General features: G+C 49.8%; 22 protein-coding genes. 15 read left to right on the forward strand and 7 right to left on the reverse strand.

Annotated features, from left to right (window positions below):
- Positions 1-23: 23 nt before the first annotated feature.
- Both ACIHKT_RS01275 and ACIHKT_RS01280 read right to left on the reverse strand, forming a co-directional pair.
- Positions 24-1,886, reverse strand: a complete 1,863-nt coding sequence (locus ACIHKT_RS01275) for a heavy metal translocating P-type ATPase (RefSeq protein WP_086035120.1) — start codon at positions 1,884-1,886, stop codon at positions 24-26.
- A gap of 61 nt (positions 1,887-1,947) precedes the next feature.
- Positions 1,948-2,331 (reverse strand): helix-turn-helix transcriptional regulator, encoded by a 384-nt coding sequence (locus tag ACIHKT_RS01280; protein ID WP_086035121.1) that lies wholly within the window; start codon positions 2,329-2,331, stop codon positions 1,948-1,950.
- A 213-nt stretch (positions 2,332-2,544) separates the two neighbouring features.
- Here ACIHKT_RS01280 and ACIHKT_RS01285 point away from each other — a divergent pair, with 213 nt between their 5' ends.
- Both ACIHKT_RS01285 and ACIHKT_RS01290 read left to right on the forward strand, forming a co-directional pair.
- A complete protein-coding gene (locus ACIHKT_RS01285; protein WP_174193518.1) occupies positions 2,545-5,106 on the forward strand; it encodes a heavy metal translocating P-type ATPase in 2,562 nt (853 codons plus the stop codon).
- Positions 5,103-5,366 carry a metal-sensing transcriptional repressor gene (locus tag ACIHKT_RS01290; RefSeq protein WP_086035123.1) on the forward strand — a complete coding sequence of 88 codons (264 nt, stop codon included), beginning with the start codon at positions 5,103-5,105 and terminating at the stop codon, positions 5,364-5,366. Before ACIHKT_RS01285 ends, ACIHKT_RS01290 begins: the two co-directional genes overlap by 4 nt.
- 75 nt (positions 5,367-5,441) lie before the next feature.
- Here ACIHKT_RS01290 and ACIHKT_RS01295 read toward each other — a convergent pair whose 3' ends face one another.
- Positions 5,442-6,101, reverse strand: coding sequence for an HdeD family acid-resistance protein (locus ACIHKT_RS01295; RefSeq protein ID WP_086035124.1), 660 nt, complete (start codon positions 6,099-6,101; stop codon positions 5,442-5,444).
- Between the two features lie 250 nt (positions 6,102-6,351).
- On the opposite strand from ACIHKT_RS01295, the gene ACIHKT_RS01300 reads away from it, so the two are divergent.
- The gene (locus ACIHKT_RS01300; RefSeq protein ID WP_086035125.1) at positions 6,352-6,819 is read left to right on the forward strand and encodes a putative ABC transporter permease; all 468 of its coding nucleotides are present in this window, start codon (positions 6,352-6,354) and stop codon (positions 6,817-6,819) included.
- Between the two features lie 94 nt (positions 6,820-6,913).
- Positions 6,914-8,080 carry a hypothetical protein gene (locus ACIHKT_RS01305; protein ID WP_086035126.1) on the forward strand — a complete coding sequence of 389 codons (1,167 nt, stop codon included), beginning with the start codon at positions 6,914-6,916 and terminating at the stop codon, positions 8,078-8,080.
- 265 nt (positions 8,081-8,345) lie between these two features.
- On the opposite strand, the gene ACIHKT_RS01310 is transcribed toward ACIHKT_RS01305, so the two are convergent.
- Both ACIHKT_RS01310 and ACIHKT_RS01315 read right to left on the reverse strand, forming a co-directional pair.
- A complete protein-coding gene (locus tag ACIHKT_RS01310; protein WP_086035127.1) occupies positions 8,346-9,206 on the reverse strand; it encodes an undecaprenyl-diphosphate phosphatase in 861 nt (286 codons plus the stop codon).
- Between the two features lie 271 nt (positions 9,207-9,477).
- A complete protein-coding gene (locus tag ACIHKT_RS01315; protein ID WP_236849684.1) occupies positions 9,478-11,067 on the reverse strand; it encodes an L-lactate permease in 1,590 nt (529 codons plus the stop codon).
- 569 nt (positions 11,068-11,636) lie between these two features.
- Between ACIHKT_RS01315 and larA the strand changes: the two genes are divergently transcribed.
- The 5 genes from larA to ACIHKT_RS01340 all read left to right on the forward strand — a co-directional run bounded on the left by larA (position 11,637) and on the right by ACIHKT_RS01340 (position 17,507).
- Entirely contained in the window at positions 11,637-12,911 is a 1,275-nt protein-coding gene (larA, locus tag ACIHKT_RS01320) for a nickel-dependent lactate racemase (RefSeq protein WP_174193516.1), read from the forward strand.
- Positions 12,912-13,046: 135 nt separating this feature from the next.
- Positions 13,047-14,468 (forward strand): FAD-binding oxidoreductase, encoded by a 1,422-nt coding sequence (locus tag ACIHKT_RS01325; protein ID WP_174193514.1) that lies wholly within the window; start codon positions 13,047-13,049, stop codon positions 14,466-14,468.
- 48 nt (positions 14,469-14,516) lie between these two features.
- Positions 14,517-15,320 carry an electron transfer flavoprotein subunit beta/FixA family protein gene (locus ACIHKT_RS01330; RefSeq protein ID WP_086035131.1) on the forward strand — a complete coding sequence of 268 codons (804 nt, stop codon included), beginning with the start codon at positions 14,517-14,519 and terminating at the stop codon, positions 15,318-15,320.
- A 12-nt stretch (positions 15,321-15,332) separates the two neighbouring features.
- Positions 15,333-16,337 carry an electron transfer flavoprotein subunit alpha/FixB family protein gene (locus ACIHKT_RS01335; protein WP_086035132.1) on the forward strand — a complete coding sequence of 335 codons (1,005 nt, stop codon included), beginning with the start codon at positions 15,333-15,335 and terminating at the stop codon, positions 16,335-16,337.
- A 27-nt stretch (positions 16,338-16,364) separates the two neighbouring features.
- The gene (locus tag ACIHKT_RS01340; protein ID WP_086035133.1) at positions 16,365-17,507 is read left to right on the forward strand and encodes an acyl-CoA dehydrogenase; all 1,143 of its coding nucleotides are present in this window, start codon (positions 16,365-16,367) and stop codon (positions 17,505-17,507) included.
- A 103-nt stretch (positions 17,508-17,610) separates the two neighbouring features.
- Here ACIHKT_RS01340 and dcd read toward each other — a convergent pair whose 3' ends face one another.
- Both dcd and ACIHKT_RS01350 read right to left on the reverse strand, forming a co-directional pair.
- Positions 17,611-18,153 (reverse strand): dCTP deaminase, encoded by a 543-nt coding sequence (gene dcd / locus ACIHKT_RS01345; protein WP_086035134.1) that lies wholly within the window; start codon positions 18,151-18,153, stop codon positions 17,611-17,613.
- A 73-nt stretch (positions 18,154-18,226) separates the two neighbouring features.
- Complete coding sequence (locus ACIHKT_RS01350) at positions 18,227-18,640, reverse strand: (deoxy)nucleoside triphosphate pyrophosphohydrolase (RefSeq protein ID WP_086035135.1); 414 nt, start codon at positions 18,638-18,640, stop codon at positions 18,227-18,229.
- Between the two features lie 300 nt (positions 18,641-18,940).
- On the opposite strand from ACIHKT_RS01350, the gene ACIHKT_RS01355 reads away from it, so the two are divergent.
- The 6 genes from ACIHKT_RS01355 (at position 18,941) to ACIHKT_RS01380 (ending at position 23,763) form a co-directional block, all read left to right on the forward strand.
- Positions 18,941-19,252: a hypothetical protein gene (locus ACIHKT_RS01355; protein WP_086035136.1), complete on the forward strand. Its 312-nt coding sequence runs from the start codon at positions 18,941-18,943 to the stop codon at positions 19,250-19,252.
- A gap of 34 nt (positions 19,253-19,286) precedes the next feature.
- Positions 19,287-21,308, forward strand: coding sequence for a V-type ATP synthase subunit I (locus ACIHKT_RS01360; protein WP_404352600.1), 2,022 nt, complete (start codon positions 19,287-19,289; stop codon positions 21,306-21,308).
- Positions 21,305-21,787, forward strand: coding sequence for a V-type ATP synthase subunit K (locus ACIHKT_RS01365; RefSeq protein WP_086035138.1), 483 nt, complete (start codon positions 21,305-21,307; stop codon positions 21,785-21,787). The genes ACIHKT_RS01360 and ACIHKT_RS01365 overlap by 4 nt, the downstream gene beginning before the upstream one ends.
- 70 nt (positions 21,788-21,857) lie before the next feature.
- Positions 21,858-22,448 (forward strand): V-type ATP synthase subunit E, encoded by a 591-nt coding sequence (locus ACIHKT_RS01370; protein WP_086035139.1) that lies wholly within the window; start codon positions 21,858-21,860, stop codon positions 22,446-22,448.
- 36 nt (positions 22,449-22,484) lie between these two features.
- The gene (locus tag ACIHKT_RS01375) at positions 22,485-23,444 is read left to right on the forward strand and encodes a V-type ATPase subunit (protein WP_086035140.1); all 960 of its coding nucleotides are present in this window, start codon (positions 22,485-22,487) and stop codon (positions 23,442-23,444) included.
- Positions 23,437-23,763, forward strand: a complete 327-nt coding sequence (locus tag ACIHKT_RS01380; protein WP_086035141.1) for a V-type ATP synthase subunit F — start codon at positions 23,437-23,439, stop codon at positions 23,761-23,763. Before ACIHKT_RS01375 ends, ACIHKT_RS01380 begins: the two co-directional genes overlap by 8 nt.
- Positions 23,764-23,791: the final 28 nt, after the last annotated feature.

A 23,791-nucleotide genomic window follows, 5' to 3' on the forward strand; every position in this document is an offset into this window, starting at 1 on the left:
GGACGGTGCATACAAAATTTTGCTTATTTTCGGGTATCTGTTTTCCGAATATTCAGTGCCCGGGCAGCGTTGAGGATTGCCAAAATGGTTACGCCAACATCGGCAAAAACGGCGGCCCACATGGTAGCAAGCCCCAGTGCAGACAGAATCAGAACCAATAGCTTTATTCCAAGTGCAAACACAATGTTTTCCCGTACAATGCGGAGTGTTTTGCGGGAAATACGAATGGCGGCGGGCAGCTTTAAGGGGTCATCGTCCATCAGGACAACGTCCGCCGCTTCCACAGCAGCATCACTGCCCAAAGCACCCATGGCGACGCCAACATCTGCGCGGGCCAGAACCGGTGCATCATTGATACCGTCCCCCATAAAGACAAGGCTGCCTTTTTTGTTTTGCAGCAGGTCTTCCACTGTATCCACTTTGCCGCCGGGCAGCAGCTCCGCCCGTACCTCGTCAATGCCGAGCTGACTGGCTACGGTTTCCGCAGCTTTTTGATCGTCACCTGTCAGCATAACAACACGGCGGATTCCTTCGGCTTTCAGCTGAGAAATGGCTTCTTTGGAGTGTTCCTTGACCTCGTCACTAATTAGAATATATCCAAGATAAGTTCCGTCGGCAGCTACCTGTACGACGGTGCCCGGCTGTGTGACCTCCAGAGGAGTGAGGCCTGCCTGCTGGAGCAGTGCGCTGCTGCCCACCAAAACCGGCTGGCCGTTCACCATGGCCTGCACGCCGCGGCCGGCTGTTTCCTGAATATCGGTCACCTGTTCCGGTACGGCCGATTTTCCCCACGCTTCCCGCAGAGAGGTAGCGATGGGATGACTGCTGCAGCTTTCGGCCAATGCTGCGATTTCCAGCAGGCGGCCTTTGTCGGCGGAACCTGCCGGTACTACCTGCGTTACATGGAAGGTGCCCTTCGTCAGGGTGCCGGTTTTATCGCAGACAACAGTGTCCGTTTTGGCCAGCGTTTCCATATAGTTCCCGCCTTTAATCAAAATACCACAGCGGGAGGCACCGCCAATGCCGCCGAAAAAGGTGAGAGGAATGGAAATGACCAGCGCACAGGGGCAGGATACTACCAAAAAGTTCAGCGCACGCATTACCCAGTCACGCAGTGGCAGTTGGAATAGCAGCGGCGGCAGACAAGCAAGTACCACAGCCGCCAGCACCACGGCGGGCGTGTAGATGCGGGCAAACTTCGTAATGAAGTTTTCGGATTTTGCTTTTTGACTGCTGGCATGTTCCACTAATTCCAATACTTTAGAAACGGTTGATTCGCCGTATGCTCTGGTTACCTGAATGGTCAGCACGCCGCTCAGATTGATGCAGCCGCTCAAAGCCTCACTGCCGGCGGCGAGCCGGCGCGGCATACTTTCACCAGTTAGGGCAGAGGTATCCGCCGTACTTTCTCCCCGCAGGACCGTGCCGTCCAGTGGAATACGTTCGCCGGGTTTTACAACAATAGTACTGCCAACTGCTATCTTTTCCGGCGATACGGTTTTCACGGAGCCGTCCGGCAGCAGCAGACCGGCGCTGTCCGGACGGATATTCATCAGGGAGCGAATGTTTTTGCGGGAATGGTCTACCGCGCAATCCTCCAGTAGTTCCCCAATCTGATAGAATAGCATAACCGAAACCGCTTCGGCATACTGCCCAGCAGCCAGCGCGCCGACGGTGGCAATACCCATTAAAAAATGTTCGTCAAATACCTTGCCGTGTGCAATGTTTTGAACGGCTTCCCACAACACATCCCAGCTGATGACGGCATAGGGGAACAGGAACAGCGTCGGCCGCAGAATGCCCTGCACCGGCAGCAAGACTGCCGCAGCCAGAAGCCCGGCACTGACTAGAATCCTCACAAGTGTTTGTTTTTGTTCACGGGTCATAACATTCCCTCATTTCTCCGCAGAACTATGGAAAGACAAAACGTATCTAGAAACAGGAGGCTCAGTCCGTGTGGCTGCCGTACAGTTCCAGCAGATGTTCCATACCCATATCCAGAATAGTGCGCACGTGGTCATCTGCCAGAGAATAAAAGACAGTTTTGCCGTCGCGGCGGTTTTTCACCAGCTGGTTCTGTTTTAAAACCCGCAGCTGATGCGAGATGGCAGATTGGTTCATATTCAGCAGCTGGGCAATATCACAGACGCACATTTCACTTTCAAACAGGACATACAGGATTTTAATGCGCGTACTGTCCCCGAAAACCTTGAAAAGTTCCGCAAGGTCATACAGTACTTCTTCGTCCGGCATTTGCTGTTCTACTTTTTTAACAATGGATTCATGTACATGGATAAAGTCACAGCGTTCAATTCCATTTTTATCCGACATGAGGAATCCTCCTTTTCACAAAACATATGAATACATGTTCATACGTTCATTATATGAAAATACCGGCGTTTGTCAAGCAAAATCTTGACATGCTGAATTGGGCAGTTTATACTGATGGTGCCCCCCGGGTGGGGGGATAGGTATGACAAAAGCAGTCTGCACATAAACTACAGACCTGCTGACGGAATCCTTTAGCGGAAGGGGAGTGGTCATATGAAACAGGTAAAATTTACGGTGACCGGCATGACGTGTGCTGCCTGTCAGGCACACGTGGAAAAGGCGGTCAAATCGCTTGCTGGTGTAGATACCTGTACAGTCAGCCTGCTGACGGACAGCATGACGGCACAGTTTGACCCGGCAGCGGTTGACGAAACCAAAATTTGCACGGCTGTAGAGAAAGCGGGCTATGAGGCTCGACCGGTGGGAAACAAACCTTTGGCGGCGGAGGAAAAAACAGCACGGCAGCGCGCCGCAGAAGAACAGCACCACATGAAAAACCGGCTGACTGCTTCTTTTGTATTTTTTATACCGTTATTTTATATCGCCATGGGGCACATGGTGGGTATGCCGCTGCCGCCGTTTTTGGCGGGTATGCAAAATGCGGTTGCCTACGGTATGGCACAGTTCGTTCTGGTGCTGCCAATTCTTTATATCAACCGCAGCTATTTTATCAACGGATACCGCACGCTGTTCCAGCGTTCGCCTAACATGGACAGCTTAATTGCCATTGGTTCCACTGCGGCAGTCGTGTACGGTGTCTTTGCTATCTGCCGTATCGGCAGCGGTTTGGCTACCGGTGATATGGCACTGGCACAAAAATATCACCATGACTTATATTTTGAGTCTGCTGGTACGATTTTAACATTGATTACACTGGGAAAATATTTGGAAAGCCGCTCAAAAGGCCAAACTACAGCGGCAGTGGAAAAGCTGCTGGACCTAAAGCCGCAGACAGCCGTAGTGCAGCGCGATGGACAAGAGCAGGAAATTCCAGTGGCAGAAGTTCAGCTTGGGGATTTGGTTGTTGTGCGGCCGGGCACTGGCATTCCAGTGGACGGCGTTGTGACCGAGGGTCTGTCGGCGGTGGACCAGAGTGCAATCACCGGCGAAAGCATTCCGGTGGAAAAAAAGCCGGGTGACCAAGTGGTGACGGCTACCATCAATGGGACTGGACACCTCATCTTTCGGGCAACCAAAGTCGGTGACGATACGACACTGGCGCAGATTATCCGTCTGGTGGAAGATGCCGGCAGCAGCAAAGCACCGATTGCCCGTTTGGCCGATAAAATCGCCGGAATTTTTGTGCCGGCCGTGCTGATGATTGCTGCGGTAACAGCGGCTGTTTGGCTGCTGTTAGGTTATGGGACGGAATTTGCCCTGCGGGCTGGCATTGCGGTGCTGGTCATTTCCTGCCCATGTGCATTGGGGCTGGCAACACCGGTTGCCATTATGGTTGGGACCGGCCGCGGCGCGCAGCTGGGTGTCCTTTTCAAGTCTGCACGGGCACTGGAAACGGCCCACACGGTTGATACTGTCGTACTGGACAAGACCGGTACGCTGACCACCGGCAGGCCGGAGGTGACAGACCTTATCGTACAGCCGCCCTTTACAAAGGAACAGCTGCTGCTGGCAGCGGCTGCGCTGGAACGTCCCAGTGAACATCCGCTGGCACAGGCGGTTCTGCGCTGTGCGGAGGAAAATCATACGACTGCGGCGGAAGTGACGGATTTTCAGGCTGTACCGGGACGCGGCGTGCAGGCAAAAATAGGCGGCACGGTGTATGCGGCGGGGAACGCTGCCATGATGAAGATGTGTGGCGCGGACACGGCCGCCCTGTTGCCGCAGACTGAAACATTATCCAAAGAGGGCAAAACACCTTTGTATGTGGCAAAAGGGCATACCCTGATGGGATTGGCTGCGGCGGCCGACCCGCTGAAACCTACCAGCCGTTCTACAGTGGAAGCACTGCAAAAAATGGGTCTTTCGGTCATTATGCTGACTGGGGACCACCGGCAGACAGCTGAAGCTATCCGCCGCCGGCTGGGGTTGGATAAAGCGGTGGCGGAAGTCCTGCCGCAGGATAAAGAGCAACAGGTGCGTACGCTGCAGGAACAGGGACATAAAGTGGCCATGGTCGGTGACGGCATCAATGACGCGCCTGCTCTGACGCGTGCGGATGTGGGTATTGCCATTGGCGCCGGGACGGACATTGCCATAGAGGCGGCTGATGTGGTGCTGATGAGAAGCGACCCGCTGGACGTTGCCGCTTCCATTCAGCTTTCGCGGGCGGTTATTCGCAATATTAAAGAAAACCTATTTTGGGCTTTCTTTTATAATAGCTTAGGCATTCCGCTGGCGGCGGGCGTTTTCTATCCGCTGCTGGGTTGGCAGCTGAACCCGATGTTTGCTGCCGCTGCCATGAGCTTCAGCAGCGTCTTTGTTGTGGGCAATGCACTGCGACTGCGCTTTTTCAAGCCAAAAACTGCACAGCTGCCGCAGGCGGCTGAAGCTGCAGATACAATCCGTAAAAATCAAATGCGAAAGGAAGAATCATCCATGAAAAAAATCATTGCAGTAGAGGGCATGATGTGCGAACACTGTCAGGCACATGTACAAAAGGCACTGGAGGCAGTGCCGGGTGTTCAGAAAGTTTCCGTAAGCCTTGCAGAGAAGCAGGCGGAGGTTATCTGCGGTGCGGGGGTCAGCGATGAAGTTCTGCGCAGCGCTGTAGAAGCGGCAGGATACAAGCCCGGAAACGTGGCAGACAAAGCATGAAGGCGGACAAAGATTCCGTGCAGCGGCTGCTGAAAACGGCGGCAGGACAGCTGAACGGTGTGATGAAAATGGTGGAAGAGGACCGTTACTGTATTGATATCAGCAACCAGCTGCAGGCAGTTACGGCCATTTTAAAAAAAGCCAACCGGGAGATTCTGCACGCACATATGCGCTGCTGTGTGACCGAGGCGGTGGAAAGCGGCAATGCCGATGAAAAAATTGATGAGCTGCTGGACCTGATGGAACGTGCTGCAAAATAAAATAGACCGCAGCTAAGCGCTGAATTCTGCACTTGGCTGCGGCCTTTTTTAGGTATTTTTGTTTGTATCAGTTTTTTAAATCGGAAGTTTCGGTTTTGAAAGCTCACTGGGGTCCAGCTCAGCGGTGTTCTCCAACTCCTGTTCGCTTTTTATCTGGTATGTTTTGTGTGCATGACGAAGAATACAGATGACAATAATATTAAGAATGCCGTCGGCAATCAGCGTAGAATACGTAAAGGTCAGCTGTGCAGCATCACTGCCAAAGGAATAGGTTAGTGCTGTCATGGCAAGCCCGGTGCTGACACCGGCCATGATAAGGACAATCCACCATCTTTTCATGCGCAGCCGCAGCAGGTCCGTGGAATACTGCATTTTAATTAGGCTGTCTGCCAGCACGGCGATGGACAGCAGCTGACGAAAGGCACAAGCAACTTCATTTGTGCGTATCAGTGAAAAAATGCCCAGCAGAATGCACGCGGCACCGCCCGCAAATTCGAAATGACCGGGCACAAGGTATCGTTTGCGCAGAAAATAAACCAGAACGAAAACCGCACCGGTGATAACCAGTAGGATACCGAGTGCTTGGCAAAGCATGGGAAGAGAAACCTGCGGGAAGATCAACAGCAGCGCACCACCGATGATATAAGCCGCCGAGATACAGACCAGTATGGTCCAAGATAAAACAATTTTTTTCGGCTGCTGGATGACTTCTTCTTTTTTATTTTTCCTTTCCATGTGGCAACTCCTCTTTTCGGGCAGACAGCCGCTGCTGTCCACAGGATATGGATTTATCTTTTCCTTTTCTACATTATTATATATCGAAGCACGCGGAAATGGTAGCATTTTCTGCTTTCTTGTTTTCTGCAGGTTTCCCCTCTGTTTCCGAAAGGAACCATACCCATACCGGTTATAAGCAGATGGGCTCTGCGCCATACTAAGGGAAAAGAAAAAGCCCGCTGCGGCAGGGTGAAGGAGGAGCTTTTGCATGGAACAAGGGAATACACAGACTGCGGCGCTGGCCATACAGCAAACAAGGCAGGACACTGTGCTGGAACATCTTGGTATGTGGCTGGTTGGGGGCGGACTGTATTGTCTGCTGGAGGTTGCGTGGCGCGGCTGGACGCACTGGACAATGTTTTTGGCAGGAGGTACGTTATTCCTTCTGATTGGCTTGGAACGCGGCAAGCAGCAGGACGGCAGGTCCTTGTTGGGAAGGGCTGTGCTGGCGGGCATGACCATTACCGGCGGCGAGTTTTTAACGGGATGTATTGTAAATCTGTGGCTGCACATGAACGTATGGGATTATTCGGACCAGCCGTATAATTTGCTCGGCCAGATTTCTCTGCCAGCTTCTTTGGGCTGGTGTGCGGTGGGTATGCTGGCGGTTTTGCTTTACGACCTGCTGGACTGGTACCTGTTTGGGGAAGAACGTCCCTGCTATCATTTCCTGTAAAAAGTCAATTTGTGAAAAATACTCACAATAAATGTTATTTTTCTCCATACTACTGTATAATTGGGGTGAAAAAGATAAAATAGGGGAGAAAAATATGGGAAAGCACAGTCGGAAGAATAGGCTGGCGGTCCTAAGCGTGGCTTTGGTTCTGTCCTTTATTGTACAGGTCAGTACAGCCAGAGTTTTCGGCAGCCAAGATATCATTTGGAAATTCAATGACGGAACAACATTGCTGCAGCAGGAAGATTCTCTCTTGCTGCAGTCTGCGGATGGCAGCTCCGCTTCTTTTGACGGCACACTGCAGTCCGCTTGTCAGGAAACGGCTGACGGGAACATCTTTCTGCTTATGCGCCGAGCTGAAAAAGATTATCTGGACCTTTACAGTGACGGCGCTGCCTATCATGGAAAACAGGCATTGCAGGCAGGTGCGGATGTACCGGTCCTGCAGGCATGCAGCAGCGCTGGTACTTTGTATGTTCGGTACACAACAGCTGAAAATGTACAGACACAGTATGTCGTTATGCCAATGAAAAAATTAACGGTATGCAGTTCTGTACAGACTGTTCCATCAGACGGCTGGAGCAGTGTGCAGCCGATAAAGACCGCAGATGTACCGGAAAGTACGTCTGCAGTGTCGGAAAGCAGTACAGCTTCAGAAATTTCCAATCCAGCTGCTTCACCTGATTCGGTTTCATCCGATCCTTCTGCATCTTTGGCGGAGGAGAGCGGCGCGGCTTCTCAATCAGGCAGCCAAGAGGAAAGTGTTCCTGAAAGCCATGCGGAAAGTTCCAGTTTGCCGTCTGACAGCCTTTCTTCTCAAAGTGCAGTGTCCACTTCCCAGGAGCAGCCGCTCAATAGTTTCCTTTACCGGTGCGGTGGCCCAATGACGGTAACACAGATGCAGCAGGTAATTTCCCAGATGCATGACCAACCACAAAAAGAAAGCATAGAAATTATTCGGGTAGATGGGCAGTCGGTTAAGACGGGATGGCTGACAACAGGGGATGTTGTGCGGGATAATTGCGGCGGAAAAATAAAATATATTACAATCGTTATTCCCGGTGATTTGTGCGGCAGCGGGCATCCGGATGAAGCGTCCTATCAGCTGCTGCGGGAGTCAGTAGCCGGAGGGCGGCAGCTGGATGGTTTGAAAGCACAGGCGGCGGATATGACACAGCCGGAGGGGAGAACACCCGGCGGCGGTGTACCGCTGCTGGATATATCTGATTTGCTTTTGCTGAAACGTGCGGCAGGACTTTAAAAAAGAATATAAAAAATGTCCCCGTCTGCACAGCACAGGCGGGGACATTGCGGTTATGAAAGCCTTTTTGTTTGGACAGGCGGAAATTCGGACAGGTCCGCAGCCAGCCGGGTATGTTTAAACCCAATCAGCAACTTCCATAAACCGTAAAGGGAAAGAAACAGAAATAATATTTTTTTAAGAAAATTTTTCATGGAAACAAGGGCCTCCTTTGTTTCGGACATTTTCAGCCGAAAACAGAAAAACATCCTGTATATGTATTATTTTACGGTGTTACCTTTAAAACGTGCGTTAGGGAGAAGAGAATGATAATGGCGCCAAGTGCAATGCGGTACCAGCCAAACGGTTTGAAATTATGTTTTTTGACGAACTGCATCAGTCCACGGATAGCGAAAATGGAAACGAAGAAAGCAACCATCATGCCAATGAGCAGAACCGACAGTTCCAAACCGGAAAAACCAGCGTGGTAATTTTTTAGATATTTTCTGATTTCCCAAACGCTGGCGCCCAGCATTGTCGGAATTGCCAGGAAGAAAGAGAACTCTGCAGCTGCCGGACGGGCACAGCCCAGCAGAGAGGCACCCAAAATAGTAGAACCGGAACGGGAAGTGCCGGGAATCAGCGAAAGGCACTGGAATAAGCCGATTTTTAGGGAAGTTCGGTTGTCAATGGCGTCCGAGGTGCGAAAACGCAGCTTTCTGTGGTGGTTTTCGATAACGATAAAAAGAATGCCGTATATAATTAGGGCAATGGCGACGACAACCGCATTGTAAAGATGTTCATGCAGAAAGTCGTCGAGCAGTACTCCGACAATGCCAGCCGGAATCGTACCAATGATAACTTTCAGCCAAAGCGACCAAGTGCTCTTTTTCTGCTGTGGTGTTTTGCGCCTGCTGAAAGGATTCAAGCGGTGCCGGTACAGCACAAGCACCGCCAAAATGGAGCCAAACTGAATGACGACCAGGAAAAGGTCTATAAATTTCTGTCCGCCGTGGTACATGGCAGGGTCCATCGGCCAGAAAGAATCAAACAGAATCATGTGTCCTGTGCTGCTGACAGGGAGCCATTCGGTAATCCCTTGGATAATGCCTAGAATGATTGCCTTGAAAATTTCAAGTATCTGCATAATGTTTCCTTTCTGCTGTGAATTCGGCAGCTTTAGGGAGCAGCCGGAAGCAATAAAGCGGTTTTATTATAGCATACTGAAAAGAAAAAGAAAATGCCTTTTGTATACCCCCCATGTTGTTTTTATGGTGTGTACAATAATATGTATATTTGTTTGGCCGTAGGACAGCCACTACAGAAAAGCAGAAAAAAGGCCAGCGCCCACAAAGGACGCTGACCTTTTTCTGTACGATATACAACAGGTATCGAAAGTTTCGTTTTTGAAACCGGATTTACATGAGAGCCGGTGCAATGCCTTTGAAGAGGCCAACAAGCAGGCAGGCAAGAACCAGAAGCAGTATGCACCATTTGAAGATACCCTTGAGCAGCTTGCTGTCCTGACCAGCCAAACCAACAGCTGCAACTGCAGTTGCGATGCACTGTGGCGACATAATCTTGCCGATGCCAGCGCCCAGGGAGTTCGCAGCAGCCAGCCAATATGCAAGAGCTGTGGAGCCTGGAGCAAGTGTCTTTGCAGCCTGTACCTGCAGGGAACCAAGCAGAACCTCTGTGTTGGTGCCGCTGCCGGTAACGAACGCACCGATTGCTGCAATGATAGGAGCAACGAACGGATAGAACTGACCGGTCAATGTGACAAACAGGTTAGCCATATCTTTAATCATGCCAGAGTAGGTCATGATTTTTGCCATAGCCATAACGGACATGATAGTGATAATGGTCTTAACCATTTGTTTGCAGGTAGCGCCCAGTGTAGAAACCATGTCGTGACCGGAAACATGCTGTACAATACCACCGATGATAGCAGCGATGAAGATAAGCACACCAGGAGTGTTAATCCAGCTGAAGGATGTCGGTGTTTTTGCCATGGTGCTAATCATGACGGAAGTCTTGAACTGGCCGAGGAAATGGTTAATCGGCGGAACCAATTTGGATGTGAAGAGAAGAAATACGAAAATCAGGATGAAAGGAAGCCATGCGACAATCGGCTTCATAGTGGACACTTTTTCAGCCACTGCACCGCCTTTGCCTTTTTCGGCGTTCATATCATATTCGGCAGGAATAGGCTTGTCTTTACGGGCACGAGCCATCAGAATGGTGCAGGCCAGAGAAACGATGCAGCCAACGATAACAGTCAATTCCGGGCCAACGAATTTGGAAACAATCAGTTCCGGAATAACAAAGCTGATGCCGGAAACCAGCGTAATGCCGACCACGCCTTTCAGGGCTTTCGGTCCGCCGCCGCCGACAATGACCATCAGGAACGGAATCAAAATCATGAACGGAAGCATCTGAGCGATTGTTATGAAGGAAATGGTGGTCGGAATCATGCCGGCGCCGCCAAAAGCGGCTGCAGTAGAGCTGATCAGTGTTGTGGTTGGGATACCAACGGAACCAAAGGCTGTCGGGAATGCGTTTGCCAGCATACATACCAAACAAGCAATGACGGGGTTCATGCCCATGCCGGCCAACATGCTTGCTGGAATTGCAATAGCGGTGCCAAAACCAGCCATACCCTCGAGGAAGCCGCCGAAGCACCAGCCGATAAGCAGGATAATAATACGCCTATCTGCGGAGATGCCGGTCAGCATCTTCTTAATAACATCCATAGCCCCACTGCGCAGCGACAAATTATATGTAAAGATTGCTGCGATGATGACTAGGATGATAGGCCATAGCGCGGAAAGGAAACCTTCCAACGCGGAAGAAGCCATGCCGACAACGGGCATCTTCCACATGGCCAGCGAAAGCACTATGGCAATAAACATGGCGCTTACGCACGCCCAGTGACCGGGCATTTTCAGCGCGGTCAGAGCTACGATGATCCATATAATAGGAACTAGAGCTATGATGGATTGTAACATAGAAATCAGGACCTCCTTAAACTCCTCTGTGGCAGCATCATATGCTGCCAAAATTTATTTTCGCTAGTATCAAATACTACTAGCAATATACATAAAAAAGTTGTATAATGGGTTTGCAAAAGTTCACAATGAAGCGAATAGAATATATTCGACTTTTTTCTCGCCCCATACCATACTTGTCAGAATGGATAAAAATGAATGTTCGTAAAAGCTCGCTTTTGCTGTAACCGACAGTTTTTCAATAACGTTATTATATGCCCATGCTGTGAAAATGTCCATAATTTTCTGCAAGATATATATTTTTTTTACTATATACACAAACACGGGCCTTTAAAATTGTGAGAAAGTGAGAAATTCCAGTTTAGGGATTGCATTTGAGCGTATTTGTGATAAAGTTTTAGGGAAGCCAGCAAGTGGTTTGACCAATCCTTTGGAAGATTCACCGCTTGCTGAACGACTGGAACCATTGTTACATCATTAATTAACGCACCATTCAAAAAATCCGGAAGAATCCGGAACAAGCAGGAAGAAGCATGACGCTTCTTACCGAAATGGAGGGAAAAAAAGAGATGAATACAATTAAGATTCCCTTTGGAAAATCTGGCATGACGCTTCATACGGATCTGTCAAAGGCCGAAGTCCTTACTTCTCACATTGGTGAGATGAAGGCTACCGGTTCGGAGGACAACCTGGTACAGGAAGCAATGGCTCATCCGATTGGCTCCCCACGCCTGTGCGAACTGGCTAAGGGAAAAAAGACCTGCACAATCATTATCAGTGACCATACCCGTCCAGTGCCCAGCAAGCATATCATTCCCTTTATGCTGAAAGAACTGCGGGAGGGAAATCCGGATATTGACATCACTTTGTTGGTGGCAACCGGTTTCCACCGCCCTACAACAAAGGATGAAATGGTGGCAAAACTTGGCCAGGATATTGTGGACCATGAGAAGATTGTTATTCATGACAGCCGCAACCCCGATGCCAATATAAAGATTGGTGTGCTGCCGTCCGGAGCTCCCTGTGTGGTTGACAAAGTCGCTGCAAATGCGGATCTGCTGGTGTCCGAGGGCTTCATTGAAACGCATTTCTTCGCTGGCTTCTCCGGCGGCCGCAAGAGTGTGCTTCCCGGTGTCAGTGACCAGGTTACGGTTTTGGGCAACCACTGCTCCAAGTTCATCGCTTCTCCGTATGCTCGTACAGGTGTGCTGGAAGGCAATCCCCTACATGAGGATATGTTGGAAGCAGCAAGACTTGCCAACCTGAAGTATATCGTCAATGTTATCATTGATGAAGACAAAAAGGTCGTTGCAGCATTTGCCGGTGATTCCGTTCAGGCACATCAGGCTGGCTGCAACCTGCTCAGCAAGTACTGCAAAGTCAGCCCGAAGCAGAAAGGCGACATCGTCATTTCCAGCAACGGCGGCTATCCGCTGGACCAGAACATTTACCAGAGCGTTAAGGGACTGACTGCTGCTGAAGCAGCAGCCGCCGACAACGCGGTGCTGCTTATGGTTGCAAAGTGCAACGACGGTCACGGCGGTGAGGGCTTCTACAATGCGCTGAAGAATTGTTCTTCTCCTGAAGCACTGGCCAAAGAAATTCTTGCTACTCCACAGAACAAGACAAAACCGGATCAGTGGGAATATCAGATTCTCTGCCGCATCCTTTGCCATTATCATGTCATTTACATTACTGACCCGGCACAGCGTCAGGTCATTGAGGACATGAAGATGGAGTGGGCACCGGACATTGACACAGCACTGGCACGTGCCCGTGAGATTAAGGGCCAGGATGCGCATCTGGTAGTTATTCCGGATGGTATTTCTGTTATGGTTCTGTAACAGAAATAACGAATATTGACTTTTATTTTAGCAAATAAGACTTACTTTTATAAATTTTTTAAGAATTAACACGAAAGAGCAACAATTATACTTGATAATTATTGTTTTAAGAATTATCCTTAAGGAGGAGCTGTTATGGCTAACTACAATTCCGTCACACCCGAGATTATTGCTGAACTGGAAAAAGCTGCACATGGTCATGTTGTTACCGGTGCGGATGTCAACCCAGACTACGCAAAGGACGAGATGCCGATTTACGGCAGCCGTATGCCTGACGTATCTATTGATGCAACCAGCACAGAAGAAGTTTCGGCTATCATGAAGGTCTGCTATGAGAACAACATTCCGGTAACTACACGTGGTGCAGGTACTGGTCTGGCTGGCGCCTGCGTCCCGATTTGCGGCGGCGTTGTCATCTGCACGACCAAAATGAACAAGATCCTTTCCTATGACCTGGACAACTTTGCTGTTACCGTACAGCCTGGCGTTCTGCTGCAGACACTGGCTGATGATGCCCTAAAGCATGGCTGCATGTATCCGCCGGATCCGGGCGAGAAACTGGCTACTTTGGGTGGCAACGTTTCCACCAACGCTGGTGGTATGCGTGCTGTTAAGTATGGCGCTACCCGTGATTATGTCCGTGCTATGACTGTTGTTCTGCCGACTGGTGAAATTGTCCACTTCGGCGCAACTGTTTCCAAAACAAGCTCCGGTTACAGCATGACCAACCTGATGTGCGGTTCCGAAGGCACTCTGGGCATTATCACAGAAATGACACTGAAGCTGATTCCGGCTCCGCAGGCAACCATCAGCCTGATGGCTCCGTTTGAGGATCTGGCAGCCTGCATTTCTACTGTTCCGAAGTTCTTTAAGCGCCACTTCCATCCGCAGGCACTGGAATTCTTCGAGAAAGAAATCCTTGTTTCTTCTGAAGAGTATCTGGGCAAGCAGGTGTTCCCGCGTAAGATTGAGGGCACCGATGTAGGCGCTTATCTGCTGGTAACCTTCGATGGCGACACACAGGATGAGCTGGATCCAATCGTTGAGAAGGCTGCAGAAATGCTGCTGGAGGACGGCGCACTGGATGTTTTCGTTGCTGATACAGCACCGAAGCTGAAAGATATCTGGGCTGCTCGTTCTTCCTTCCTCGACGGCATTGAAGAGCAGACAAAGCTGCTGGACGAATGCGATGTGGTTGTGCCTGTCAATGCAATTGCTGAATATGTTGGCTTTGTTGCAGATGTTAAGAAGAAGTTCGACTTCTCCGTTAAGTACTTCGGCCATGCTGGCGACGGCAACCTGCACATCTATGCTTGCTCCAATGATATGGATCCTAAGGAATTCAACAAGCAGGTTGATGAGTTCATGAGCGCTATCTATAAGAAGGCTATGGAACTGGGTGGCCAGATTTCCGGCGAGCACGGCATTGGCCTTGGCAAGACAAAATACCTGGCAGAGGCACTTGGCCCGGTCAACATCCGTCTCCAGCAGGGTATTAAGAAAGTATTCGATCCTAAGCTGATTCTGAACCCGGGTAAGGTCTGCTACAGACTGTAATCCGCTTTTCACGTTGGCTTTTGTAAGCAAATAGTTAGGAGTGTTGTTATGAATATTTTGGTATGTGTTAAGCAGGTACCGGACACCACTGAAATCAAAATTGATCCTAAGACCAATACTTTGATTCGTGACGGCGTACCCAGCATCGTAAATCCATTCGACGGGTATGCACTGGAAGCTGCCGCCCGCATCAAAGACAAGAACCCCGACACTAAGATCGTGGTTATGTCTATGGGACCGAGTCAGGCAGAAGCTGCTCTGCGTGACTGCTTGGCTATTGCGGCCGATAAGGCTTATTTAGTAAGCGACCGCGCTTTTGGCGGTTCCGATACACTGGCCACCAGCTATATCCTCAGTTCTGCAGTTAAGAAGATTGAAGAACTGGAAGGCAAATTTGACGCTGTCTTCTGCGGCAAGCAGGCTATTGATGGCGATACTGCACAGGTTGGCCCGGAGCTGGCTGAACATCTGGGCTATCCGCAGGTTACCTATGGCCTGGAGGTTTCCCTGGAAGATGACAGCCTTCATGTACTGCGTGAAGCTGAGGACGGCACCGAAATTATCGGTGTTAAGTTGCCCTGCGTGGTAACATTTACCAAACCGAGCTTTGACCCTCGTTTCCCCACCATTAAGCGTAAAATGGCCGCTCGCAGAGCAAAAATTGAGCAGCTGTCTGCGGCAGATCTGACAACAATTGACCTTACCCGTGCTGGTTTGAAGGGCTCTCCGACTAAAGTTAAAAAGTCCTTTGTTCCGCCGCGCAAAGAGGCTGGTGTCGTCATCAAGGAGGCAACTCCTGAGGACTCCGCCCACAAACTGTTCCAGACGCTTAACGATGCACACGTCATTTAAGGAGGGCCATACATGGAAGCTAAGAGCAAAGACCTTTGGGTTTTTATTGAAACAAAGGAAGACGGTTCTGCCAAGAACGTTGGTATCGAGCTGTTAAATCCTGGCCGCGAACTGGCAAATAAACAGGGCGGCAAGCTGGTGGCAGTTGTCGTCGGCTATAATACAAAAGCAGCTGTTGAAGAAGCAGGCAAACATGGTGCAGACCAGATTATTGTGGTAGACGGCGAAGAGTACAAAGTTTTCTCCACCGATGCGTACAAGCTTGCTATGCTGCATGTCATTGAGAAGTATGCACCGACCACCATTTTGATTGGTGCTACACCGGAAGGCCGCGACTTTGCGCCGCGCCTGTCCTGCAACTTGAAGACTGGTCTGACTGCAGACTGCACCGGCCTCGACATTGATGACGAGACTGGCAACATGATCTGGACTCGTCCAACATTCGGCGGCAACCTGATGGCTTGCATCATGTGCCCGGACAACCGTCCTCAGATGGGCACGGTGCGTCCTGGCGTGTTCAAAAAGCCTGCTGAAACCGAAAACAAGGCAGAAGTTATCACAGAAGATTTCCATGTCACTCCTGACCAGATTCGTACAGAAGTCCTGAAAGTTATGAAGGAATCTGCAGCTGACTTTGTTGACCTCGAGGGTGCGGACATCATCGTATCCGGCGGCCGCGGTGTTGGCGGTGCAGATGGCTTTAAGATACTGAAGGATTTGGCAGATGCTCTGGGCGGCGTTGTTGGCGCTTCCCGTGCAGCTGTTGATGAGGGCTGGATCTCTCACTCCCATCAGGTTGGCCAGACTGGCAAAACAGTTGGCCCGAAGCTGTATATTGCCTGCGGTATTTCCGGTGCGATTCAGCATGCGGCTGGTATCACCGGTTCTGATGTGATTGTAGCAATCAACAAGGATGCAGACGCACCGATTTTTGATATAGCTGATTACGGTGTTGTTGGCAACCTGTTTGATATTGTCCCAGTCTTCACTGAAGAGGTTAAGAAGCTGAAAGGCTGATTCCATTTAGAAAAGGGGTACTGTATAATGAATTTTAAGTTCACCGATGAAGAAAAAGACATCTTACAGATGGTACACGATTTCTGCGTCAAGAAAGTTGGCCCTCGTGCCGGCGAAATTGATGAGCAGGAGAAGTTCCCGGAAGAAACCTGGCATGAACTGGCTGAGATGGGCATGACTGGCCTGCCTTATCCGGAAGAGTACGGCGGTGCAGGTATGAGTTATCTGTGCTACATCGCTGCAATTGAGGAAATCTCCAAGTTCTGCGCAACAACCGGTACTGTCCTTTCTGCACATACTTCTCTGTGCACATGGCCTATCTTCACCTATGGCACCGAAGAGCAGAAGAAGAAATATCTGTCTGATCTGTGCACCGGCAAAAAGCTGGGCGCATTTGCTCTAACTGAAGCGAATGCTGGTACAGATTCTGCTATGCAGAAGACCGTTGCAGAAGACAAAGGTGACTACTGGCTGCTGAACGGCAACAAGGTATTCATTACCAACTCTGGCTATGCAAATGTCTTTGTGGTATTTGCAATGACTGATAAGAGCAAAGGTACCCATGGCATTTCTGCCTTCATCGTCGACCGTGACACTCCTGGTTTCACCGTTGGCGCACATGAGAAGAAGATGGGCATCCGCGGTTCTTCTACCAGCGAGTTGATTTTCAACGACGCAAAGGTCCCGAAGGAGAACCTGCTGGGCGGAATCGGCAAGGGCTTCAAGGTCGCTATGACGACTCTGGACGGCGGCCGTGTAGGCATCGGCGCTCAGGCTGTTGGTATTGCACAGGGCGATATCGACCAGACAATTCCTTACATCAGCGCTCGTATGCAGTTTGGCAGACGTATCAGCCAGTTCCAGAACACACAGTTCCAGATGGCTGGTCTGCAGACTGCTACTGATGCAGCTCGCCTGCTGGTTTATCGTGCAGCACAGGCTAAGCAGGACGGCGAGCCTTACAGTGAGTTGGCTGCTATGGCGAAGCTGGCAGCTTCTAAGGTTGCGGGCGACGTTACTCGTGAATGCCTGCAGCTGGTCGGCGGCTATGGTTACACTCGTGACTATCCGTTCGAGCGTGCAATGCGTGATGCTAAGATTACTGAAATCTACGAGGGCACTTCTGAAGTGCAGCGTATGGTTATTGCAAAATGGATGGGTGTTAATTAAGATTCATTCCCTGAAAGTTGCATAAAGGAAGGCCGTCGGCAGCCTTTTTGTATGTTCCTGTAAAATAAAAAGGGTAGGCCCTAAAAAATAGGACCTGCCTTTTTTATTTTGAGGGAACTTCATTATCCAGATAAATTTTGGAACCGGTTGCTCCGCGCTGTCCTTGATATTTTCCGTGATAAGGGTGCTCGGCCTCATTATCCAGTTGCTCCAGTACCAGCTGGCCGATGCGGCGGCCGCTTTGCAGCTCAATCGCGCATTTGTTGGCATTGAACAGCTCCAGCGTGATTTCTCCTTTAAATCCGGGGTCTACCCAACCGGCATTCTGAATGAAAAGTCCCAGTCGCCCAATAGAACTGCGCCCTTCTACAAAAGCGGTCAAATTATTTGGCAGGCAAATGTATTCTAATGTGGTAGCCAGCACAAACTGACCAGGGAGAAGAATATATCGGTCCGCTTGGATTGTTTTGTACGAAACGGCTTTGGTCATCTGCACGATTGGCTCACTTACGTCTTCTACAACCGTAAAAGTATTGCCAAGCCGAATATCCACACTCGCGGGCTGCACCTGTTCCTTTTCCAGCGGTGATATCTTTAAGGCGTTGTCCTTCAACAGCCGCCGTATGCTTCTGTCAGAAAGTATCATTATACCCCTCTTTTTCACTTTTCTCAGTTCTTATTATACAGGATTTTAAACCTATTTGTAAATGTGTAATCAATCAGTCACCAAAAATTTTCTCGAATATGTCCAATGATGTGTGGGACAACTTGTAAATCAGTTCATGATTTGCAGGACAAAACGAATATTGCTTCAGCTTATCCGGCGGTACCCACAGCAACTTATTATGGACATACGTCTGTTCCTTGCCGCATACCTTTTTTACAAAGAAGAAAATAAGGCGAACGGTGCGGTCAGGATATGCGTAAACAGTCCGGTAGCAGACAGAGAGAGGCTTGACAACAATGCCGAGTTCTTCGCGGCATTCCCGAACTACGCACCTTTCAGCCGTTTCGTTTGATTCCTGCTTTCCACCGGGAAATTCCCAGAGCAGTGGGCAGGAGTCGCCGGCCTTTCGCTGGCCGATTAGAAGCTTTTGGTGTTGATAAAGAATTGCCGCGGAAACACTGCACATAAGAGCCTTCCTTTCAAGGTGGTTCGTTGATTGCTGATAAGTTTTAGAATTTTTAACTTTCTTCTTAATGATAGTACAGAATTAACAAAATGGAAAGAACCGTTTTGGAACAATATACGAAAAATGGGAATCGCTTTTCATTTTACGACAATAGTTCTGATAAACAACTAAAGTCCGTCGTTTTCTTTAAAACCGGCGCTTTAAATATTAAAATATTGTGCTATAATTATAAATGGTCTGATATGAAGAACTTACCAACATTTTTCATAAAAGTTTTACAGGGATGGGGCGTGATTATTTTTGGCGAAAGAAACAATCGATGCCATACGAAACGTTGAGATGCAGGCGGAGCAGGCGGAAAAGGATGCAAAAACAAAGGCAGAACAGATTGTCCTGCAGGCAAAGAAAAATGCGGCAGACCTGCTGAAAAGCACAGAGCAGTCGGAAAAAGCCAAGGAGGCACAGACACTGCAAATCCTGAAGACGCAGGAGGCAGGCATGCTGCAGGAACAGATGAAGGAAACAGAAAAACAAACCGCCGCTCTGCGGCTGGCAGCAAAGGATAAAGAGAAGCAGGCGGTTCAGACGGTCCTAAGTATGCTGGCCGACTGAGAGAAACTGCCCCAAGAAGAGGAGTGATGCACTTATGGCTGTGCTGCCGATGAAGCGGGTGCTCATCTGCGCACTGAATCAGGACCGAAAGCCAATTTTGGAACAGCTGCAGCGGCAGGGCGTTGTACAAATCGAGGACAGCGCGCTGGAGGATGACATCTTTACAAAACAGGACCGGTCAGAAGCGCAGACAGCTTTCCGAAAGAACGCAGATATGGCCGCAAGGGCGCTGGCAGTGCTTGACAAATACGCGCCGCAGAAAAAAGACCTGAAAACATTGATGAACGGCAGACGAAAAATGCCTGTAAAGGTGTACGAAGAACATGTACAGAAGCGGGACCAGACCATGCAGGTATGCCGAAAGATTTTATCACTGGAAAAGGAGCGTGCAGAAAATGCGGCGGCGCTGCCAAAACTGAAGACACAGATGGTGGCGCTGGAATCGTGGCTTTCCTATGACCTGCCGCTGGATTACGATGGGACAAAAGCAACAACTGTTTTTGCAGGCACGCTTCCCAGTGCAGTGACATTAGAAAATATTTATCGCCAGCTGGCGGAAGATGCGCCGCAGGCCGAAAAGGTGGATGTGCAAATTATCAGCACCAGTCAAGTGCAGACCTGTATTTTTGTTGTCTGCTCAAACAGCGATGCCGCGGCAGTGCAGGACGCACTGCGCAGAAGGAATTTCTCCAAGCCTCCGGCTACTTCTGTCAATCCAGCAGAGGCAATGAAAGAACTGCAGCAGAAAAGCCAGCAGCTGCAAAGCACTTCTGTGGAACTGGAAAAGCAGCTGAAAGAAAATGCGGTAAACCGCAAAGAAATTGAGTTTGCTGTGGATTATTACCATATGCGTGCGGATAAATACGAAGTGATTGGCAGGCTGTCACAGTCTAAACGGACCTTTGTCCTGCAGGGATATATCCCGGCGAAGAATGCACAGAGACTGGAGAACTGGCTGGAGTCACAGTTCGATGTCATTGTGGAATACACCGAACCCGGTGAGAAAGATGATATCCCTATTTTACTGCAGAATAACGGTTTTGCCGAAGCAGTGGAACCGGTTGTGGAAAGCTATTCGCTGCCGGGAAAAGGCGAGATGGACCCCTCCATGCTGGTGGCATGTTCCTATTATATTCTGTTTGGTATGATGCTTTCCGACGCAGCGTATGGACTGATTATGTTGATTGGCAGCGGGATTGCTTTAAAAAAGCTGAAGGATATGTCAGAGGGACTGCGCAAAACGTTGAAGATGTTCTTTTTCTGTGGCATTTCCACCACCGTCTTTGGATTTTTATTCGGTTCTTTTTTCGGGGATGCAGTCAATGTGATTGCCACTACGTTCTTCAACCGGCCGGATATTCGTTTGCCGGCTTTGTGGTTCGAGCCACTGAACCGACCGATGAAAATGCTGGTATTCTGTTTTGCGGTCGGCATTCTGCATTTGTTTGTCGGTTTGGGTGCCAAATTTTATATGTATGTTAAAAACGGGGAAATCTGGGACGGCATTTGCGATGTCATCTTCTGGTATATGATGGTTGGAGGTGCGATTGCATTTCTGTTGTCCCTGCCGCAGTTCACTTCCATGATGGGCCTGACCTTTACGCTTTCGGCGCAGGCAGGAAAAATCGTTGGAATGATTGCACTGGCAGGTATGTTCAGTATTATCCTGACCGGTGGCAGAGAGTCACGCAACTGGGGCAAGCGGATACTCAAAGGTCTGTACGGCGTGTATGGCATTACTGGATACCTGAGTGATATTCTTTCCTATTCCCGTTTGCTGGCTCTAGGCCTTGCCACCAGCGTGATTGCGACCGTCTTTAATAAGATGGGCAGCATGCTCGGAAACAGCGTGGGCGGCGTCATTGTTTTTATTGTCGTCTTTATTATTGGCCATACGATGAATCTGGCAATCAATGCACTGGGTGCGTATGTACACACCAACCGCTTGGAATTTGTGGAGTTCTTCGGTAAATTTTATGATGGCGGCGGCCGTCCCTTTGAGCCGTTTGCCGTTCATACGAAATATTACAAAATTGAGGAGGACGATTCAGAATGAATAACATGGGAGTTTTCTTTGCACTGCTGGGTGCGGTTTTGGCTGCACTGCTGTCCGGCATTGGCAGTGCGAAAGGTGTAGGAATGGCTGGCCAAGCGGCCGCAGGAGTCTGCACAGAGGACCCGTCCAAATTCAGTAAAGTTTTGATTTTGCAGCTGCTGCCGGGCACACAGGGCATCTACGGCCTGCTGATTGCGTTCCTGACCATGACACAGATTGGCATTATGGGCGGCAGTGCCAATATTTCTCTGGTGAAAGGTCTGCTGTACTTTGCAGCCTGCCTGCCGATGATTATTGTCGGGCCGATTTCAGCAATTCATCAGGCAAGGACAGCCGTTGCATCGATTGAAATGGTGGCAAAGAAACCAGACCAGTTTGGCAAGGCCATGATTTTCCCGGCAATGGTCGAAACATACGCAATTCTGGCACTGTTGATTTCCATTCTTGCTATTTTCGGAATTTCTGGTCTGAAAATGTAAAAACACAGCAGAATATCATCCCGTACACCTTATAAAACGCAATATAACTTTTGCAGAATGGGTATGAGTCATGACTGGTTTAGAGAAAATTTTAGAAGATATTCAACAGCAGTCCAGCAGGGGAATTTCCAAAATGCTGGACGAAGCGCAGAAACAGGCGGACGCGATTATGAGGGAAGCCGATGCCAAGGCAGAACAGATTCGGCGGAAATACTGGAGGGAAACCGAAGAGAAAACGGTGGACAGCCGGGCTAGGTCAAAATCCGCCGCACAGCTGCGGCGGCGGCAGGCTTTACTTGCCTGTAAACAGCAGCTGATTTCTGCAGTGTTGGAAAAAGCACTGCAAACCGCCGATACACTGCCATCAGAACAGTATTTTACTGTCATTGTAAAAATGGCTGCCAAAGCTGCACACACGGGCAAGGGCGAGATTTGCTTCAGCCAGAAAGATTTGGACCGCCTGCCGGAAAAATTTGAAGAAACACTGAATGCAGCACTGCCGCAGGGCGCTAGTCTGACGGTTTCACAGCAGCCAGTCAAAATGAAAAACGGGTTCCTGCTTTCTTACAATGGAATTGAAGAGAATGGCTCCTTTGAGGCAGTCCTTGCAGCAAGGCACGAGGAACTGCAGGATAAAGTACGGAGCGTTCTGTTTTCATGACAGCGGAGAACACTAGAAGAAAAGGAGGAACCGGCGATGTCTGAAAACAGCTATATCTATGCAGTTGCGCGCATTCGCACCAAAGAGATGCAGCTGCTGAATGCCTCCTTTCTGGAACAGCTGCTGGCCGCGCCGGACGAGGCACAGTGTCTGCGCCTGCTGCAGGAGCGCGGCTGGGGCAGCGGCAGCGCGGAAGAAGTGCTGACACAGGAGCACCAGAAAACGTGGGACCTGATTGCTGAGCTGGTGGGGGATATGTCCGTATTTGATGTATTCCTGTACCAAAATGATTATCATAATTTGAAGGCAGCCGTTAAAGAGGCCTGTACAGCGGGAAAGCATCCGGGCATTTATATGCAGCAGGGAACCGTCCCGTATACGCGGATACAAAAAGCGGTGGAGGGACGGAACTTTTCCCTGCTGCCGGAGAGGATGCGCGTTGTGGCGGAAAAAGCAATGAACACATTGCTTCATACACGTGACGGCCAGCTGTGTGACTGCATCATTGATAAAGCTGCCTTGGAGGCAATCGAGCAGGCAGGCAAAGATTCCAAAGAGGAGCTGCTGGCTCTGTATGGAGAACTGGTAGTGGTTACGGCGGATATAAAGACCGCTGTCCGTGCACAGAAAACCGGAAAAGACCGCGCCTTTTTGGAACGGTCGCTGGCATCCTGTGACACGTTGGATATCGTTGCTTTGACGGATGCTGCCCTAACAGGGTTCAGTGCCATCTGCAGCTATCTGGAAAAGACGCCCTACGCGGAAGCGGTCCCGGAGCTGAAAGTTTCCGCGGCGGCTTTTGAGCGCTGGTGTGACAACCTGCTGATTCACCGCATTCATCCGCAGCTGCACAATCCCTTTGGCATAGGTCCGCTGGCAGCCTATATTCTTGCGCGGGAAAGCGAGATTAAGACGGTGCGCATCATCCTTTCCGGAAAGCGCAACGACCTTTCGGAAGCATCTATTCGGGAAAGGGTGAGAGAAACGTATGTATAAAGTGGCGGTCATGGGTGACTGGGACAGCATTTACGGATTTGGCGCGTTGGGGCTGGACACTTTTCGCTTTACCGTGCAGGAAAGTGAGCAGGCGGCAAAAACGCTGCGGAAGCTGGCCGGTGAGAACTATGCGGTTATTTATGTGACAGAAGCACTGGCAGCGCAGATGACACGCGAGATTGCGTACTATAAAAGCATGCCGAAACCAGCCATTATTCTGATTCCCGGAATTTTCGGCAATACAGGCGAGGGCCTTGCCGCCGTGAAAAAATCGGTGGAACAGGCAGTCGGTTCGGATATCCTGTTTCAGGAGAAGTAGCACACAGAACATACAAAAGCCAACAATC

The organism is Caproicibacterium sp. XB2 (genome assembly GCF_044880635.1).
Taxonomy (GTDB): domain Bacteria; phylum Bacillota; class Clostridia; order Oscillospirales; family Acutalibacteraceae; genus Caproicibacterium; species Caproicibacterium lactatifermentans.